Origin of the sequence: Amycolatopsis sp. NPDC001319 (genome assembly GCF_042896185.1) — a bacterium.
In the GTDB taxonomy this organism is placed as follows: Bacteria; Actinomycetota; Actinomycetes; order Mycobacteriales; family Pseudonocardiaceae; genus Amycolatopsis.
Genome location: NZ_JBIAWY010000003.1, coordinates 308,636 through 325,380, shown reverse-complemented (window position 1 = coordinate 325,380; position 16,745 = coordinate 308,636). Strand labels below are relative to the sequence as shown.

The 16,745-nt window shown below is 70.6% G+C and carries 12 protein-coding genes; 11 read left to right on the top strand and 1 reads right to left on the bottom strand.

Annotated elements, in window-relative coordinates; translation table 11 throughout:
* The first annotated feature begins 206 nt into the window (after positions 1 to 206).
* Genes ACFY1H_RS11975 through ACFY1H_RS11930 form a run of 10 tightly spaced genes read left to right on the top strand, consistent with a single transcriptional unit; the run spans position 207 to position 10,546 of the window.
* Complete coding sequence (locus ACFY1H_RS11975; protein WP_366575894.1) at positions 207 to 1,442, top strand: class I SAM-dependent methyltransferase; 1,236 nt, start codon at positions 207 to 209, stop codon at positions 1,440 to 1,442.
* Positions 1,439 to 2,227, top strand: coding sequence for a glucose-1-phosphate cytidylyltransferase (locus ACFY1H_RS11970; protein ID WP_366575896.1), 789 nt, complete (start codon positions 1,439 to 1,441; stop codon positions 2,225 to 2,227). The genes ACFY1H_RS11975 and ACFY1H_RS11970 overlap by 4 nt, the downstream gene beginning before the upstream one ends.
* Complete coding sequence (locus ACFY1H_RS11965) at positions 2,224 to 2,871, top strand: PIG-L family deacetylase (protein ID WP_366575897.1); 648 nt, start codon at positions 2,224 to 2,226, stop codon at positions 2,869 to 2,871. Before ACFY1H_RS11970 ends, ACFY1H_RS11965 begins: the two co-directional genes overlap by 4 nt.
* Before the next feature lie 5 nt (positions 2,872 to 2,876).
* Positions 2,877 to 3,899 carry an NAD-dependent epimerase/dehydratase family protein gene (locus ACFY1H_RS11960; protein WP_386946306.1) on the top strand — a complete coding sequence of 341 codons (1,023 nt, stop codon included), beginning with the start codon at positions 2,877 to 2,879 and terminating at the stop codon, positions 3,897 to 3,899.
* On the top strand, positions 3,899 to 5,164 hold the full coding sequence (locus tag ACFY1H_RS11955) for a DUF4910 domain-containing protein (RefSeq protein WP_386946304.1): 1,266 nt from the start codon (positions 3,899 to 3,901) through the stop codon (positions 5,162 to 5,164). The genes ACFY1H_RS11960 and ACFY1H_RS11955 overlap by 1 nt, the downstream gene beginning before the upstream one ends.
* Before the next feature lie 42 nt (positions 5,165 to 5,206).
* A complete protein-coding gene (locus ACFY1H_RS11950; RefSeq protein WP_366575976.1) occupies positions 5,207 to 6,553 on the top strand; it encodes a hypothetical protein in 1,347 nt (448 codons plus the stop codon).
* Entirely contained in the window at positions 6,550 to 7,503 is a 954-nt protein-coding gene (locus ACFY1H_RS11945; protein WP_366575901.1) for a glycosyltransferase family A protein, read from the top strand. Before ACFY1H_RS11950 ends, ACFY1H_RS11945 begins: the two co-directional genes overlap by 4 nt.
* A complete protein-coding gene (locus ACFY1H_RS11940) occupies positions 7,500 to 8,684 on the top strand; it encodes a polysaccharide pyruvyl transferase family protein (RefSeq protein WP_366575903.1) in 1,185 nt (394 codons plus the stop codon). Before ACFY1H_RS11945 ends, ACFY1H_RS11940 begins: the two co-directional genes overlap by 4 nt.
* A complete protein-coding gene (rfbC, locus tag ACFY1H_RS11935) occupies positions 8,681 to 9,223 on the top strand; it encodes a dTDP-4-dehydrorhamnose 3,5-epimerase (protein WP_386946302.1) in 543 nt (180 codons plus the stop codon). Before ACFY1H_RS11940 ends, rfbC begins: the two co-directional genes overlap by 4 nt.
* A 12-nt stretch (positions 9,224 to 9,235) precedes the next feature.
* The gene (locus ACFY1H_RS11930) at positions 9,236 to 10,546 is read left to right on the top strand and encodes a glutamate-1-semialdehyde 2,1-aminomutase (protein WP_386946300.1); all 1,311 of its coding nucleotides are present in this window, start codon (positions 9,236 to 9,238) and stop codon (positions 10,544 to 10,546) included.
* A gap of 1 nt (position 10,547) precedes the next feature.
* Here the strand turns inward: ACFY1H_RS11930 and ACFY1H_RS11925 are convergent, their stop codons facing one another.
* Positions 10,548 to 11,249 carry a class I SAM-dependent methyltransferase gene (locus tag ACFY1H_RS11925; protein WP_366575908.1) on the bottom strand — a complete coding sequence of 234 codons (702 nt, stop codon included), beginning with the start codon at positions 11,247 to 11,249 and terminating at the stop codon, positions 10,548 to 10,550.
* A gap of 119 nt (positions 11,250 to 11,368) precedes the next feature.
* Between ACFY1H_RS11925 and ACFY1H_RS11920 the strand changes: the two genes are divergently transcribed.
* On the top strand, positions 11,369 to 16,687 hold the full coding sequence (locus tag ACFY1H_RS11920) for an RHS repeat-associated core domain-containing protein (RefSeq protein WP_386946298.1): 5,319 nt from the start codon (positions 11,369 to 11,371) through the stop codon (positions 16,685 to 16,687).
* Positions 16,688 to 16,745: the final 58 nt, after the last annotated feature.

Here is a 16,745-nt window from a genome sequence, read left to right as displayed (position 1 = left end):
TACTCTCCGCACACGGCTCCGGCAAGGTAAAGACCACGCCAATCCCCCGCTCCCACCAGGAGAACAGGCCGGGAAAAGCGTCGCGAACCGGGCTGAGCACATCTCATTCAGAAAACGGTGCTCCACCCCTCACACGCTCGCTGTAACGAGCCCCCGCTGGTCATCGACGTGTCTAGCACGCAAGCCGCGAGCCGAGGAGCCCGTTGATGACCACATGCCGACTCTGCGGTTCGACAGCTCTGGTGAGTGTCGTCGATCTCGGAGCGACCCCGCCGTGTGAGCGGTTCCTGACCGCGGAACAGCTGGCCGAGCCCGAGAACACCTACCCGCTGCACCTGCAGGTCTGCACGGAGTGCTGGCTGGCGCAGATCCCGCCGCTGATCACTCCCGAGGACACGTTCACCGATTACGCGTACTTCTCGTCGTATTCGACGTCGTGGGTGGAGCACGCGCGCCAGTACGTCACCGAATCGGCCGAGCGGCTCGGGCTGGGGCCCGACTCGTTCGTGGTCGAGGTGGCGAGCAATGACGGTTACCTCCTGCAGCACGTCGTCGAGCGGGGCATCCGGTGCCTGGGTGTCGAGCCGTCGGTGAACGTCGGGCAGGCGGCGCGCGACAAGGGCGTGCCGACGAAGACGGCGTTCCTCAGTCCCGAGACGGGGCGCGACGTTCGCGAGGAACACGGGCCGGCGGACCTGGTCGCGGCGAACAACGTCTACGCGCACATCCCCGACATCATCGGCTTCACCCACGGCCTGCGCGCCCTGGTCGCCGACGACGGCTGGGTCAGCATCGAGGTGCAGCACCTGCTCACGCTGATCAGCGAGAACCAGTACGACACGATCTACCACGAGCACTTCCAGTACTACACCGTGGAATCCGCGCGCCGGGCGCTCGCGGTCGGCGGACTGTCCGTTGTGGACGTCGAGCTGCTGCCCACGCACGGTGGCTCGATCCGCCTGTGGGCACGGCCCATGGAGGTCGCCGGCGAGCCGAGCGCGCGGATGGTCGACGTGCTGGCGCGCGAGAAGGCCGCGGGCCTGCACGAGCTGTCGGGCTACACCGAGTTCGCCGAGCGCGTCACGCGCGTGCGCCTCGACCTGCTGGAGTTCCTGGTCAAGGCGGCCAAGGAGGGCAAGACCGTGGTGGGCTACGGCGCACCCGGCAAGGGCAACACGCTGCTGAACCACTGCGGCATCCGGCCCGACGTGCTGGCCTACACCGTCGACCGCAACCCGTACAAGCACGGCCGGTTCACCCCGGGCACGCGCGTGCCGATCCTCGAGCCCGAGCGCATCGCGGCCGACAAGCCCGACTACGTCCTCGTCCTTCCCTGGAACCTCAGGAAGGAACTCACCGAACAACTGTCCTATGTAGACGACTGGGGCGGGCGGCTCGTGTTCCCGATCCCCCGTCTCGAGATCGTCGAGGTGAACAAGTGAAGGTAGTCCTGTTCTGCGGCGGCTACGGCATGCGGATGCGCAACGGAGACGCCTCCGACGTGCCCAAGCCGATGGCCATGGTCGGGCCGAGACCGCTGATCTGGCACGTGATGCGCTACTACGCGCACTTCGGCCACACCGAGTTCGTGCTGTGCCTGGGCTACGGCGCCCACCACATCAAGGAGTTCTTCCTCAACTACAAGGAGACGACGTCCAACGACTTCGTGCTCCGCGACGGAAAACCCGAACTCCTGAGCACCGACATCTCCGACTGGACCATCTCCTTCGTGCAGACCGGCATCGAGTCGCCGATCGGCGAGCGCCTGCGCCGCGTGCGCCAGTACCTCGACGGCGACGAGATGTTCATCGCCAACTACGCCGACGTGCTGACCGACGCGCCGCTGGACAAGATGGTGGAGCGCTTCGAGCAGACCGACGCCGGCGCGTCGATGATGGTCGTGCCGCCGCAGTCGTCGTTCCACTGCGTGGAGATGGACGAGGGCGGGCTCATCGGCTCGATCACGCCGGTCAGCGACATGCCGCTGTGGGAGAACGGCGGGTACTTCGTGCTGCGCCAGGAGATCTTCGACCACATCCCGGAGAACGGCGACCTGGTCGCCGACGGCTGCGGCGAGCTCGCCAAGCGCGGCCGGCTGCTGGCCTACCCGTACCGCGGGTTCTGGAAGCCGACCGACACCGTGAAGGAACGCTTCGCGCTCGACGAGGGCTACACCCGCGGCGACCGGCCGTGGGCGCTGTGGGAACGGGACCGGGTGCACGCGTGATCAAGCTCGGCGCGGAAAAGCTCGACAGCGTCGTGGTGCTGGGTGCGCACTGCGACGACATCGCCATCGGCGCCGGCGGGACGCTGCTCACGATCTGCGAGCAGCGGCCCGGCCTCCGCGTCGACGCGCTGGTGCTGTCGGGCGGCGGCACCGAACGCGAGGCCGAGGAACGGGCGGCGCTCGCCGCGTTCTGCCCGGGCGCGGACCTCGACGTCACGGTGCTGAAGCTCCCCGACGGCCGCCTCCCGGCCCACTGGGACGAGGCCAAGAACGCGCTGGAAGAGCTCAAGCAGCGCACCGACCCGGACGTGGTCTTCGCACCGCGCACCGTCGACGCGCACCAGGACCACCGCGGCCTCGCGCAGCTGGTGCCCACGGTCTACCGCGGGTACCTGGCGCTGGGCTACGAGATCGTGAAGTGGGACGGCGACCTCGGCCGCCTCCCGGCCTACGTCCCGCTCGCGGACGAGCTGGCCGAGCAGAAGGTGCGGCTGTTGCAGGAGCACTACGCCTCCCAGCGCCACCGCCCCTGGTACGACCGCGAGGCCTTCCTGGGCCTCGCCCGCATCCGCGGCATCGAATGCCAGCAGCGGTACGCGGAAGCGTTCGAACTGAACAAACTCGTTCTCGACCTGAGGGGCTGACTGACATGCGGGTGTTGCTGACCGGGCACACGGGATACCTCGGCACGGTGATGGCGCCGGTGCTCACCGAAGCCGGACACGACGTCGTCGGCCTCGACTCCGGGCTCTTCGCGGGCTGCCTCCTGGGGCCGGCTCCGAAGGACCTGCCGTCGATCACCGTCGACCTGCGCGACGTGCGGCCCGAGCACCTCGAGGGCTTCGACGCGGTGATCCACCTGGCCGCGCTGTCGAACGACCCGCTGGGCTCGCTCGCGCCGGAGCTCACCTACGACATCAACCACCACGCGTCGGTCCGGCTCGCCCAGCTGGCCAAGGACGCCGGCGTCGGCCGGTACCTGTACGCGTCCACCTGCTCGGTCTACGGCGCCTCGGGCGGCGGCGGCCTGGTCGACGAGGACGCGCCGCTGCGGCCGGTCACGCCGTACGCGGAGTCGAAGGTGCGCGTGGAGGACGAGGTCTCGAAGCTCGCGGATGACGGCTTCACCCCGGTGTACATGCGCAACGCCACCGCGTTCGGCTTCTCGCCGCGGCTGCGCGCCGACATCGTGCTCAACAACCTCGTGGGCCACGCCTACCTCTCGGGCGAGGTGCTCGTGCTGTCCGACGGCACGCCGTGGCGCCCGCTGGTTCACGCGCGCGACATCGCCCGCGCCTTCACGGCCGCGCTCGACGCGCCGCGCGAGGCCGTGCACAACAAGGCGTTCAACATCGGCACCGAGCGCAACAACGTCACCGTGGCGGAGATCGCGCAGGAGGTCGTGGAGGCCGTGCCCGGCTCCAAGCTGCGCATCACCGGCGAGGCCGGCGCCGATCCGCGCTCGTACCGCGTGGACTTCTCGCGCTTCCGCGAGGCGATCCCGGGCTTCGAGTGCGAGTGGGGCGTGAAGGACGGCGCGCTGCAGCTGATCGACGCCTACCGCGCCTACGAGCTCACCAAGGAGCAGTTCGAGCGCCGCTTCACGCGACTCAACTGGCTGTCCGACCGTCAGGCTGCGGGAGCCGTCGACGACACGCTGCGGCAGCGCTGATGCTCACGGGGGGCGAGATGCACGCGCTGGTGGAGCGGCTTTACCCGCTCTGCCGCAGCATCACGGGGGACGGCGTCCGGCAGACGCTGGCGATCGTCGGTGAGCACCTGGACCTGAAGGTGCACGAGGTGCCCACCGGCACGCAGGTGCTGGACTGGACCGTGCCGCAGGAGTGGAACATCCGCGACGCGTACGTCGCGGATGCCTCCGGCCGGCGCGTGATCGACTTCCGCGAGTCGAACCTGCACGTGGTCGGCTACAGCGTGCCGGTGGACGAGACGATGAGCCTCGCCGAACTTCGCGGGCGCCTGCACACGCTGCCCGAAAGCCCCTCCTGGGTCCCCTACCGGACCAGCTACTACTCGCCCACCTGGGGTTTCTGCGTCGCGCTGGACGTGCTCGACGCGTTGCCCGAGGGCGATTACCACGTGAAGATCGACTCGACGCTGGCCGACGGCTCGCTCACCTACGGCGAGCACGTCGTGCCCGGCGAGGTGGGCGACGAGGTGATCGTGTCGTGCCACGTCTGCCACCCGTCGCTGGCCAACGACAACCTCGCGGGCATCGCGGTGGCCGTGTCGCTGGCGCAGGGGCTGGCGGCGGAAAAGCCGCACTTCACGTACCGGTTCCTGTTCATGCCGGGCACGATCGGCGCGATCACCTGGCTCGCACGCAACGCCGAGCACGTCGACCGCGTGAAGCACGGCGTGGTGCTGGCCTGCGCCGGCGACCGCGGCTCGTTGACGTACAAGCAAAGCCGCCGCGGTGACGCCGACATCGACCGCGTGATGGCCCACGTGCTCAAGGACAAGCCGCACGAGATCCGCGCGTTCTCGCCGTACGGCTACGACGAGCGGCAGTTCTGCTCCCCCGGCTTCAACCTGGGCGTCGGGTCCCTCACGCGCACGCCGTACGCGGGTTACCCGGAGTACCACACGTCGGCCGACAACCCGGCCTTCGTCTCGCCGGAGGCCATGGAGGACACGCTCGACACGCTGCAGACGGCGTTCTCGGTGCTGGAGCGCAACCGCCGGTACGTGAACCTCAGCCCCTACGGCGAGCCGCAGCTCGGCAAGCGCGGGCTGTACGACTCGCTCGGCGGCCGCAGCGACGCCAAGGAAGCGCAGATGGCGATGCTGTGGGTGCTGTCCTACTCCGACGGCGAGCACAGCCTCCTCGACATCGCCGAACGCGCGGACCTGCCGTTCGGCGCCGTGGCCACCGCGGCCCAGGCCCTGCAGGTCGCCGGCCTGCTCAAGGAGTGAGGCCGAGTGCCTCCGATCCTGCGTTCGCGGGCCGTCCGCGCCATGGCGGGGCGGCTGAGCTGGGGCCTGGGCGACCAGGCCGTGTCGAGCCTGACCAACTTCGTGGTGGGCCTCTACGTCGCGCGATCGCTGGGTGCGGCGGCGTTCGGCCTGTTCAGCATCGCGTGGGTCACCTACGGCGTGATCCTCAACGTCTCGCGCGGCCTGGCCACCGACCCGCTGATGGTGCGGTTCTCCGGGGTTCCCAAGGCGCGCTGGCGCGAGGCGCTCGGCCAGGCCGTGGGCACGGCGCTGCTCGTGGGGGTCGCGAGCGGGATCGTGAGCGTCCTGTTCGGACTGATCGTGGGCGGGTCGCTGGGCGGCGCGTTCGTGGCGCTCGGCGTGGTGCTGCCGTTCCTGCTGGTGCAGGACTCGTGGCGGTTCGGCTTCTTCGCGGCGGGTACCGGGCAGAAGGCGTTCGTGAACGACGGCATCCAGGCCGTGGCGCTGTTCCCGGCGCTGGTGATCGGTGCGCGCTACGGCACCGTGGTCGCGTTCCTGCTGGCCTGGGGCTGTTCGGCCGGCGTCGCCGCGGCGTTCGGGTGGGTGCAGACGAGCGTGCTGCCGCGGCTGGGCGGGGTGCGCGCGTGGCTGCGCGACCACCGCGAGCTGGGCGTGCGCTACCTGCTGGAGAACGTGAGCAACAGCGGGTCTTCGCAGCTGCGCGCGTACGGGCTGGGTGCGGTCGCCGGTCTCGCCGCCGTCGGCACGGTGCGCGGTGCGGAGCAGCTGCTCGGGCCGTTCCTCGCGTTGCTGATGGGGCTTTCGCTGGTCACGGTGGCCGAAGGCGCGCGGGTGCTGCAGCGCTCGCCGCACCGGCTGTGGCACTTCTGCGTGGTCCTCGGCGGGGTGCAGGCCGCGGCCGCGCTGGCGTGGGGCCTCGGGCTGCTGCTGCTCATCCCGGCCGAGGCGGGCCGGTTCGTGCTCGGTTCGCTGTGGGACACGTCGTCGCTGCTGATCCTGCCGGTGACGTTCGCCGTGGTCGGCGCGAGCTTCACAACCGGCGCGACGGCGGGCCTGCGCGCGCTGGGCACGGCGAAGCGCAGCCTGCGTTCGCAGCTGATCGCTTCGGTGTTCTACGTCGTGTTCGGCTTGATCGGGGCCGCTCTGGGCGGTGCCGCCGGGTCGGAGTGGGGTGTCGCGATCGCGACGATCACCGGCTCGGCCGTGTGGTGGTGGCAGCTGCGGATCGCGCTGCGCGACCACTTCGCCATCGCGGAGAACGTCCCCGCCACGCCGGCGCCGCGCACGGGCGAGCACTCCCTCGAGTTCCGCCCGGTTTCAGGATCGTTCAGCCATGAAGAGCTTCATTCGGCGTCAGACGGAATGACAGAAATGAGAACGGGATGAGCGCGGTTCCCCGGCTGACCATCGGTCTGCCCGTGTACAACGGCGAGGAGTTCCTGGGCGAGGCGCTCGACGCGTTGCTCGGTCAGACGTACGAGGACTTCGAACTGGTCATCTCCGACAACGCGTCGGCCGACGGCACCGAAGAGATCTGCCGCCAGTACGCGGGCAAGGACTCGCGCATCCGCTACGTGCGCCAGGCCCGCAACATCGGCGCGACGCCCAACCACAACGTGCTGCTCGACATGGCGCGCGGCGAGCTGTTCAAGTGGGCCTCGCACGACGACCTCTACGGGCGCGAACTGCTGGCCAAGTGCATCGCGGCGCTCGACGAGCGGCCCGAGGTGATCCTGGCTCACTCGCACCAGGCGATCATCGACGAGAACGGCGCGGTGACCGTGCCGTTGGACTATGTGCACAAGACCGATGCGCCGCGGCCGTCGACGCGGTTCAAGAGCCTGCTGTTCGAACCCGGCGGCGACGACTTCTACGGCGTGATGCGCACCGACGTGCTGCGCCGCGTCACGCCGATGGACAGCTACCACCACGCCGACCGCACCTACGTGGCCGAGCTGGCGCTGCACGGGCCGTTCCACCAGGTGCCGGAGCTGTTGTACTTCCGCCGCGACCACCCGGACCGCGCCGAACGCGCGAACCCGAGCAAGCGCTCGCGGTGCGCGAACCTCGACCCGAAGCGCGGCAACCCGATCACGAACCCGACGGCGCGGCTGCTGGCCGAGTACGTGTGGGGTTACGTGCACGGCATCCGCAAGGCGCCGCTGTCTTCGCGCGAACGCCGGGCGTGTTACCTCGCGCTGGTCGAGTGGTTCACGAGCCGCGCGCGCCCGGGCGGCGCCGGGGAGCGGGTGGAGGACCGCGCGCCGGTGGCGGCCGACGAGCTGTCGATGACCGTCGACCTGGTCGTGGCCGGCCGCGAACGGCGGGTTTCGTGACCACACGCGTCGGTGTGTTCGGGCTCCTGGGCTCGGGCAACCTCGGCAACGACGGGTCGCTGGAAGCCGTGCTCGGTTTCCTGCGCGCGGAACACCCGGACGCCGCGGTGTCGGCGTTCTGCGGCGGCCCGGACGTCGTGCAGGCCCGCTACGGCGTGCCCGCCACCCGGCTGAACTGGTACTCCGATGAGTACCGCACGGCGGCCGGCGTGCGCGCGATCGCCACGAAGGCACTGGGCAAGCTCGTCGACGTGGTGCGCACGGCACGCTGGGTGCGCCGCCAGCACGTGGTGATCGTGCCGGGCATGGGCGTGCTGGAGGCGACGCTCCCGTTGCGGCCGTGGGGTTTCCCCTACGCGTTGTTCCTGCTTTCGCTGCTGGGGCGGCTGTTCGGCACGAAGGTGGCGCTCGTCAGCGTGGGCGCCGACCGGATCACCATGCCGGCCACGCGGTTCCTGGTGCGGCAGGCGGCGCAGCTCGCCGCGTACCGGTCCTACCGCGACGAGCTGTCGCGTTCGGCCATGGCGGACATGGGCGTGCGGACCGCGGGTGACAACGTGTACCCGGACCTGGCGTTCGCGTTGCCGACGCCGGTCGCGGACGAAGACCCCCGGGCCGTGGGGGTCGGCGTGATGGCCTACTTCGGCGGGAACGACGACCGGGCGCGGGGCGAGGAGATCTACCGGTCCTATGTGGACTCGCTGACGGAGTTCGTGCGGTACCTCGTGGCCGACCGCCGGCCGGTGCGGCTGTTCATCGGTGACCGGGCCGACCTCGCCGTGGTGGACGAGATCGTGGCCGAGGTGGACTCACCGCTGGTCACGGCCGAGCCGCCGGGGTCACTGGGCGAGCTGATGACCGCGATGGCCGGCGTCGGTACGGTCGTGGCCACGCGCTACCACAACGTGCTGTGCGCGCTGAAGGCCGGGAAACCGACCGTCGCGATCGGGTACGCGAAGAAGAACGACGTGCTGATGGCCGAAATGGGCCTCGGCGAGTTCTGCCAGGAAGCGCGGTCGGTTGACGTGCCGCGGCTGATCGCGCAGTTCGAGGAGCTGGAACACCGCGCGACGGAACTGAAAGCGACGCTGGACGAACGCAACGAGGACAACAAGCAACGGCTGAAATCCCAGTTCGCCGTGTTGTCGTCCACACTGTTCCCCGTTTCGGAGGCCCGATGAAAGCCATTCCCGTGCCGGCGATCTCCGGCCTGATCCTCTTCCAGCCGACGCCGCACCGCGACGAACGCGGGTTCTTCTCGCGCACGTTCGACGCGGACGTCGCGCGGTCCGTCGGCATCGACCCGGACGCGTTCGTGCAGGACAGCGTGTCGCGGTCCGTGCGGGGCGTGGTGCGCGCGATGCACCTGCGCTCGGGCGACGGCGAGGCGAAACTGGTGCGGTGCTCGTTCGGCGAGGTGTTCGACGTGGTCGTGGACCTTCGGCCGGAGTCGCCGACTTTCCGGGCCATGGAGACGTTCCGGCTTTCCGACGACACCCAGGTGAGCATTTACATCCCCGCCGGGTGCGCACACGGGTTTCAGGCACTTTCCGATATCGCTGATGTCTCGTATCGCATCGATCGCGTGCACAATCCGGACGAAGACGTCAGTATCGCCTATAACGATCCTCAACTCGCCATTCCGTGGCCGCTGCCGCCCACGCTGATGTCCGAACGCGACAAGACCGCGCCCTCGCTGGCTGAGGCGCTGCAGACCTAGAAGGTGACCACAATGGACCTGCCCCGCTCCCGTGCCGCGAACGAGCGGCTGCACCGGGTGATCCCCGGCGGCGCGCACACCTACGCCAAGGGTGAGGACCAGTACCCCGAGCACCTCGCGCCCGTGATCTCCCACGGCCGCGGCGCGCACGTGTGGGACGTCGACGGCAACGAGTACGTGGAGTACGGCTCGGGCCTGCGGTCGGTGAGCCTCGGGCACGCCCACCCGCGCGTGACCGAGGCCGTGCGCCGCGAGATCGAGCGGGGCAGCAACTTCGCGCGTCCGTCCATTGTGGAAGCCGAGGCCGCGGAGCGGTTCCTCGAGAACGTGCCGACCGCGGACATGGTCAAGTTCACCAAGAACGGCTCCGACGCGACGACGGCCGCCGTGCGGCTCGCGCGTGCCGTGACGGGCCGGCCGCTGGTCGCGTTGTGCGCCGACCACGCGTTCTTCTCCACCGACGACTGGTTCATCGGCACCACGGCCATGGCGGCCGGCATCCCGGGTGAGATCACGGACCTGACCGTGCGCTTCCCGTACGGCGACCTCGCGGCGACCGAAGCCCTGCTGCAGCAGCACGACGGGCAGATCGCGTGCCTGATCCTGGAGGCCGCGACGCAGCAGGACCCGCCCGACGGGTACCTCGCGAGCCTGCGCGACCTCGCCCACCGCCACGGCGCGCTGCTGGTCTTCGACGAGATGATCACCGGCTTCCGCCTCTCCGAGCACGGCGCGCAGGGGCTGTTCGGCGTCACGCCGGACCTCTCGACGTTCGGCAAGGCGCTCGGCAACGGCTTCGCGGTGTCGGCACTGGCCGGCAAGCGCGAGTTCATGGAGCTCGGCGGCCTGCGCGACTCGCGCGACCGCGTGTTCCTCCTGTCCACCACCCACGGCGCCGAGACGCACTCGCTGGCCGCGGCGATCGCCGTGATGGACACCTACGAGGCCGAGGACGTCACCGCCCGGCTGCACGCGCTGGGTGCGCGGCTGGCCGCCGGCGTCCGCGAGGTGGCCGCGTCGCACGATGTGGCCGACCACGTGGTGGTGCGCGGCCGCGACAGCAACCTGGTCTTCGGCACGCTCGACGCGTCCGGCGCGCCGTCGCAGGACTACCGCACGTTGTTCCTGCGCCAGCTCGTGACGGGCGGCGTGCTGGGTCCGTCGTTCGTGGTCAGCGCGGCCCTGACGGACGCGGACATCGACCACACCGTCGAGGTCGTCTCCGGGGCCTGCGTGGTCTACCGCAAGGCCCTGGACGCGGGCGACCCGTCGCCGTGGCTGGGCGGGCGGCCGGTGAAGCCGGTGTTCCGCCGCAAGGCCTGAACTACTTGACGAGCACCAGGTAGGCGAACCCGAGCACACCCCGATACGCGGTGACGTACTCGCGTTCGCGGGTGTCGAGCCACTCGCGCGTCTCGGCGGCGCGTGGGTCGTCCGGGTTCGCCAGCAGCCAGCGCAGCCGGCCGGCGCGGGAGGTGGACTCGAAGTCGTCCCATTCGCGCTGGTCGGCGGTGCTCAGGTGGAGCACGCGCCAGCCCGTGTCGCGGCAGGCGTCGAGGAGGTCGGGCAGCGGAAGGACGTCGTCGCCGAAGATTTCGTGGGCGGCGGGTGTGGGGTCGGCTGACCAGTAGCCGTCGCCGTAGAGCAGGTGGTCGGTGACGCCGGCGAGGGCGGCCAGCGCCTGGCGGGTGCCGCCGAAGGCGTGCGACGCGCCGATGCAGAGCGCGCGGTCGGCCCGGCTCTGCCAGGTGGCGGCGTCCTGCTCGACGAACTCGACCTGGGCGCCGCGCTCCTTCGCGGCGAGGCGGCCGCGTTCGATCGCCACCTCGTCGGTGTCCACGGCGATGCCTCGCGCGGCGGTGCCGTCGACCGCGCGGATCAGTAGCTCACCCCAGCCCGCGCCGAGGTCGACGACGGTGCCGTCGGTGACGTCGAGGCGGTCGAGCAGCAGGGCGGCGTGGGATTCGTCGAGCGGGGCGTTCCAGCGCATGGCGGAACGGCGGGAGAGCGTGAAGTCGTCGGGCACGGGCGACAGCCTCGCTGCCGGGCCGGACCGGTGTCACGTGGTTTTCCGGCGCCGGAGTGATCGACATCTCGGCTGAACGGAAGGTGAACCGAAGGGGTTTCTGGCACCGTGTCTCATTCATGAGCAACCCCTTGATCGCGCCGACCCAGGACTCGACGAAGGCGTATTCGGGCATCACGCTGCTGGAAGACGCCAACGATCTGAAGACGGCGATCGAGACCGGCGACTGGGCGTCGGTGGCGATGGGGGCGGTCGGGACGGCGCTGGACGCGCTGTCGATGGCGATGGACCCGTTCGGGGCGATCCTCGCGGCCGGCGTCGGGTGGCTGATGGAGCACGTCGGGCCGCTCAAGGAGGCGCTCAACGGGCTGACCGGCAACGCGGATCAGATCGCGGCGCAGTCGGAGACGTGGAAGAACGTCGCGGGTGAGCTGGAGGCCGTCGCGTCGGATCTGCAGGACATGGTCCAGGCGGATCTGCAGTCGTGGACGGGGGCGGCGGCGGATGCGTATCGGCAGCGGAGCCAGGATCTGGCGGCGTTGCTGGGCAGTGCGCAGAAGGGCACGGAGGGCGCGGCCAGCGGCGTGAAGACGGCTGGTGAGGTCGTGGGCGCGGTGCGGGCGCTGGTGCGCGACATCATCGCGGATCTGGTCGGGCACATGATCAGCTGGGCGTTGCAGGTGGTGTTCACGCTCGGGATCGGGTTGACGTGGGTGGTGCCGCAGGTGGTGAACGCGGTGGCCAAGACCGCGTCGAAGATCACCGACGTCACCACGAAGCTGATCAAAGCGCTGAAGGCGTTGATCCCGTTGCTGAAGAAGGCGGGCACGCTGTTCGAGGACGCGGGCAAGGCGTTGAAGGGGCTCAAGGGGGGCAAGATCTCGGCGCCGCCGAAGCCGAAGAGCATCGATGCGCCGCCGAAGGCACCCGACGTGAAGACGCCGCCGAAGGGCGGGGGCGACAGCACCACGGCGTCGGGTTACACGCCGCCGCCCAAGCACGACACTCCCCCGCCGGCCAAGAACGACGACGCGACGACGACGTCCAGTGCCGGGGACACGCCGCCGCCGGTGAAGAGCGACCCGCCGCCGGTGAAGACGGACGACTCGACCAGTGCGTCGAGCGCGGGTGGCACCCCGCCCCCGCCGGCCAGGAACAGCCCGCCGCCGAACGACTCCACGAGCGCGTCCAGCGCGGGCAACACCCCGCCGCCGGCGAAGAGCAGCCCGCCCCCGCTCGACCCGCCGCCGGCCGACCGCGGCCTGCCCGGCGGCGAAGGTGGCGGCAAGAGCGGGGGCAAGGACACCACGTCGGCGCAGAGCTCCATCAAGGACGCCAACACCACCCCGCGTTCGAACGACACCCCGACGGCCGACCGCCTCGCCTGCGGTGACCCGATCGACGTCTCCACGGGCCGGGTCATGCTCACGCAGGAGGACGTCCGGCTGGACGCGGCGCTGCCACTGGTCCTTTCGCGCACGCACCTGTCGTCGTACCGGATCGGGCGGGCCTTCGGCGCGTCGTGGGCCTCGACGCTCGACCAGCGGCTCGAAGCCGACGGCGACGCCGTGCACTTCGCGGCCGAAGACGGCACCTTCCTCGAATACCCGAAGCCCGTCGTCGGCGGCGAGGTGCTGCCCGTGACCGGCCCGGCGTGGCCGCTGACGCGCGGCATCGACGGCTCCTACGTGCTCACCCAGCCCGACCGCGGCCGCGCGCTGCTGTTCTCCGGCGCGACCGGGCGACTGGTCACGGTGAGCACCATGGCCGGCGATCAGCACTTCCGCCTGTCCTACGACAACGCGGGCACGCTGACCGACCTGACGCACTCCGCGGGCCACCACGTCGGCGTGACCACCGACGGCGGCCGCGTCACCGAGCTGACGCTACTCAGCGGCGGTGCGCCGGTCGTGCTCGTGCGCTACGCCTACGACGAGCGCGCGAACCTGGCCGAGGTCCGCAACTCCTCGGACCTCCCGCAGCGCTTCGGCTACGACGCCGAGGGCCGGCTCGCGAGCTGGGAAGACCGCAACGGCATGTGGTACCGCTACTCCTACGACGCGCAGGGCCGCTGCGTACGCGCCGAAGGCCGCGACGGCGACCTGCGCTACAGCCTCGCGTACGAGCCACGCCGCACCACGGCCGTCGACTCGCTCGGTGCCACCACGGTGTTCGACCTCAACGACGCGTTCCAGGTCGTCGCGGTCACCGACCCGCTTGGCTTCACGACGCGGATGGAGTGGGACGACCGCGACCGGCTGCTGTCGAGCACCGACGCGCTGGGCGCCACCACCCGCAACCACTACGACGACGCCGGCGACCTCGTGGCGATCGTCGCCGCCGACGGCTCCCGCACCACCGCCGAGTACGACGACGAGCACCGCCCGGTGAAGGTCGTCGAGGCCGACGGCGCGGTGTGGCTGCGGGAGTACACAGAGGACGGTGACGTCGCGGCGGCCGTCGACCCGCTCGGCGCCCGCACGCGTTTCGAGTACGCGCGGCCGGGCCTGCCCGCCTCCGTCACCGGGCCGCTCGGCGAGACGACCCGCTACGAGTACGACGCCGCCGGCCTCCCGGTCGCGGTGACCGACGCCGTCGGCGCGACGCAGCGCACGGTCTTCGACCGCTTCGGCCGACCGGCCGCCGAAACCACCGCGCTGGGCGCGGTCACGCGCACCGCGTGGACCGTCGAGGGCGAGCGGCTGAGCGTCACGCGACCGGACGGCACGAGCGTGTCCTACCGCCACGACGGCGAAGGCAACCTCCGCGAAACCCGCGAAGCCACCACCGTCTCGCGCACGGACTACTCCGGGTTCGACCGGCCCGTCGCCGTGACCGCGGTCGACGGCTCGCGCGTGGAACTGAGCTACGACACCGAAACCCGCGTCACGGGCGTGCGCAACGAGCTGGGCGCGCAGTGGCGCTACGAGTACGACGCCGCGGGCCGGCTCGCCGCCGACACCGATTACGACGGCCGCCGCCGCGCCTTCCGCTACGACGCGGCGGGCCGGCTGGTCGAGCAGACCTCGGCGAGCGGCCGGGTGCTGCGTTTCGGCTACGACGCGCTGGGCCGGATCGTGCGGCTCGACGCCGACGGTGCGGTCGCCACCTACGAGTACGACCCCGCCGGCCGGCTCGTCCGGGCCGTCAACGAGGACGCGGACCTGCGCCGCACCTACGATCCGGCCGGCCGCCTCGCCGAGGAGTCGGTGAACGGCCGCGTGCTGTCGTCCACTTTCGACGCTTCGGGCCGGCGCACTTCGCGCACGACACCGACCGGCGCTCACGCCGAATGGCGCCACGACGCGGCGGGCCGGCCGATCGCGCTGTTCACCGCGGGCCGCGAGCTCACCTCCGTGCGCGACCTCGAAGGCCGCGAGGTCGAGCGGCGGCTGGGGAACGTGCGGCTGCGCCAGGGCTGGGACGCCCGCGACCGGCTCGTCACGCAGACCCTCGCGAACGGCCGGCCACTGCAGCAACGCTCGCTGCACTACCGCCACGACGACACCGTGATCGCGATCGACGACGCCCTGACCGGGCGGCGGCAGCTGCGGCTGGACCCGATCGGCCGTCCGCTGGCCGTCGAGGGCCCCGCGAGCCGGGAGACCTACGGCTACGACGCGGCGGGCAACCTCGTACAGCCGGGAAACCGCGTGTACGCCGGCAGCCTGCTCAAGCGCGATGACACCGCGGAGTACGAGTACGACCCCGACGGCAAGCTCGTGCTGCGCCGGACCGCCGAGGGCAACGAATGGCGGTACGAATGGGACGGTCACGAGCGGCTCGTCGCCGTGCACACCCCGGCCGGCCACCACTGGCGCTACCGCTACGACGCGCTCGGCCGCCGCGTCGCGAAGGAACTCCTCGACGCCACCGGCACCCAGCGCACCCGCACCGAGTTCACCTGGGACGGTGAGCAGCTGGCCGAGCAGGTCACCGACGGCGTGCGCGCGCTGGTCTGGCACACCGAGCCCGGCAGCGGCCGTGTGCTCACGCAGACCGAACGCGTGCTGCACCAGGCGAGCGGCGAATGGCGCGACCACAGCCTCCGCGGTGTGGTCACCGACCTCGCCGGCGCCCCGACCGAGCTGCTCGACGCCGAACAGGGCCTGGTCTGGCACGGCACGCTCACCGCGTGGGGCGCCGCGACCGGCCCGATGCCGACGCCGCTGCGCTTCGCCGGGCAGTACCACGACGACGAAACGGGCCTGCACTACAACTTCCACCGCTACTACGACCCGAACGCGGCGCGGTACCTCAGCCCGGACCCGTCGGGCCTGAGCCCCGCGACCAACCCGTACGCCTACGTCGCCGACCCCGTCGGCTGGACCGACCCGCTGGGGCTGGCGCCGTGCAAGCTGTCGTTCGACCAGGCGCACAGCACGCCGGACGGGCCTTCGCTGAACCTGCGCGGGCCGCGCAAGTCGGGCAAGACGGGCCGGACGCCGAACAAGATCCGCGACGAGGAGAAGTTCAACGACATCGCGCAGACGGCCGGCGTGCCGAACCCGCACAAGCAGCGACTGACGCTCGACGGCGACGCCCAGACGATGCTGGAGAACAACCGCGGGCTCGGCGGGAAGCTGCACGAGCACGCACGCGGTGAAGGTCTCGTCGACCCGGTGTCCAAGGACCGCCAGGCCGTCGAGGCGCTGGGCCGCAACGACCCGAACACGCGCAACTTCTGGGAGCAGCAGGACCGCCGCGACCAGCACACGGCGAACCAGGTGACCGAGAACAACAAGCAGGACCACCGCGACGCCGACCGCGATCAGGAAGTGGACGACCGGTTGCGCCCCGTGATGGACAAGCACGAGGCGACGGGCTCGTTGCTGGACAAGTACGACGGCGTGGTCGTCGGCGGCAAGCACGACGGCAAGCACCCGGGCCTCGAGATGATGCGCGACAACATGGGCGACCTCAAGCAGAACGGCGTCAACAAGGTCTACCTGGAGAGCCTGCGCGACGACGCGCACAACGGCATGGTCAAGGACTACCTGAACTCCCCGCCCGGCAGCGAGATGCACCCGGACCTGAAGAAGTACCTCGACTCCAGCCCGAACGGCAAGCTGGTGGGGCAGGTGATCGAGTCGGCGAAGAAGGAGGGCGTCGACGTGATCGGCATCGGCGGCAACCCGGCGCGGCGCGATCTCGACGGCAGCGCCGGGCTGTTCCAGCGCCACGCGATGTTCAACTCCTACGGCGCCGAGTCGGTGCAGCACCACCAGGCGGCCAACCCGGGCAAGTACGTGATGGAGATCGGCGAGGCGCACGGCAAACCGCACACGTGGAACGGTGCCGCACCGGTCAACGTCGGCGGGGTCGACCTGCCGCCGAGGTCGGCCGGGATCGGCGACCTGCTCGGCGTGCCGCAGGTGAAGGGCGACGGCACGGGAGGCTCGTTCCAGCGGATCGACGGTTCCACGGATCTGAGCTGATCAGTCCACTTCGGAAATGATCCACTAATTGCGCAACTTCGCGGAAATGTGTTGTCAG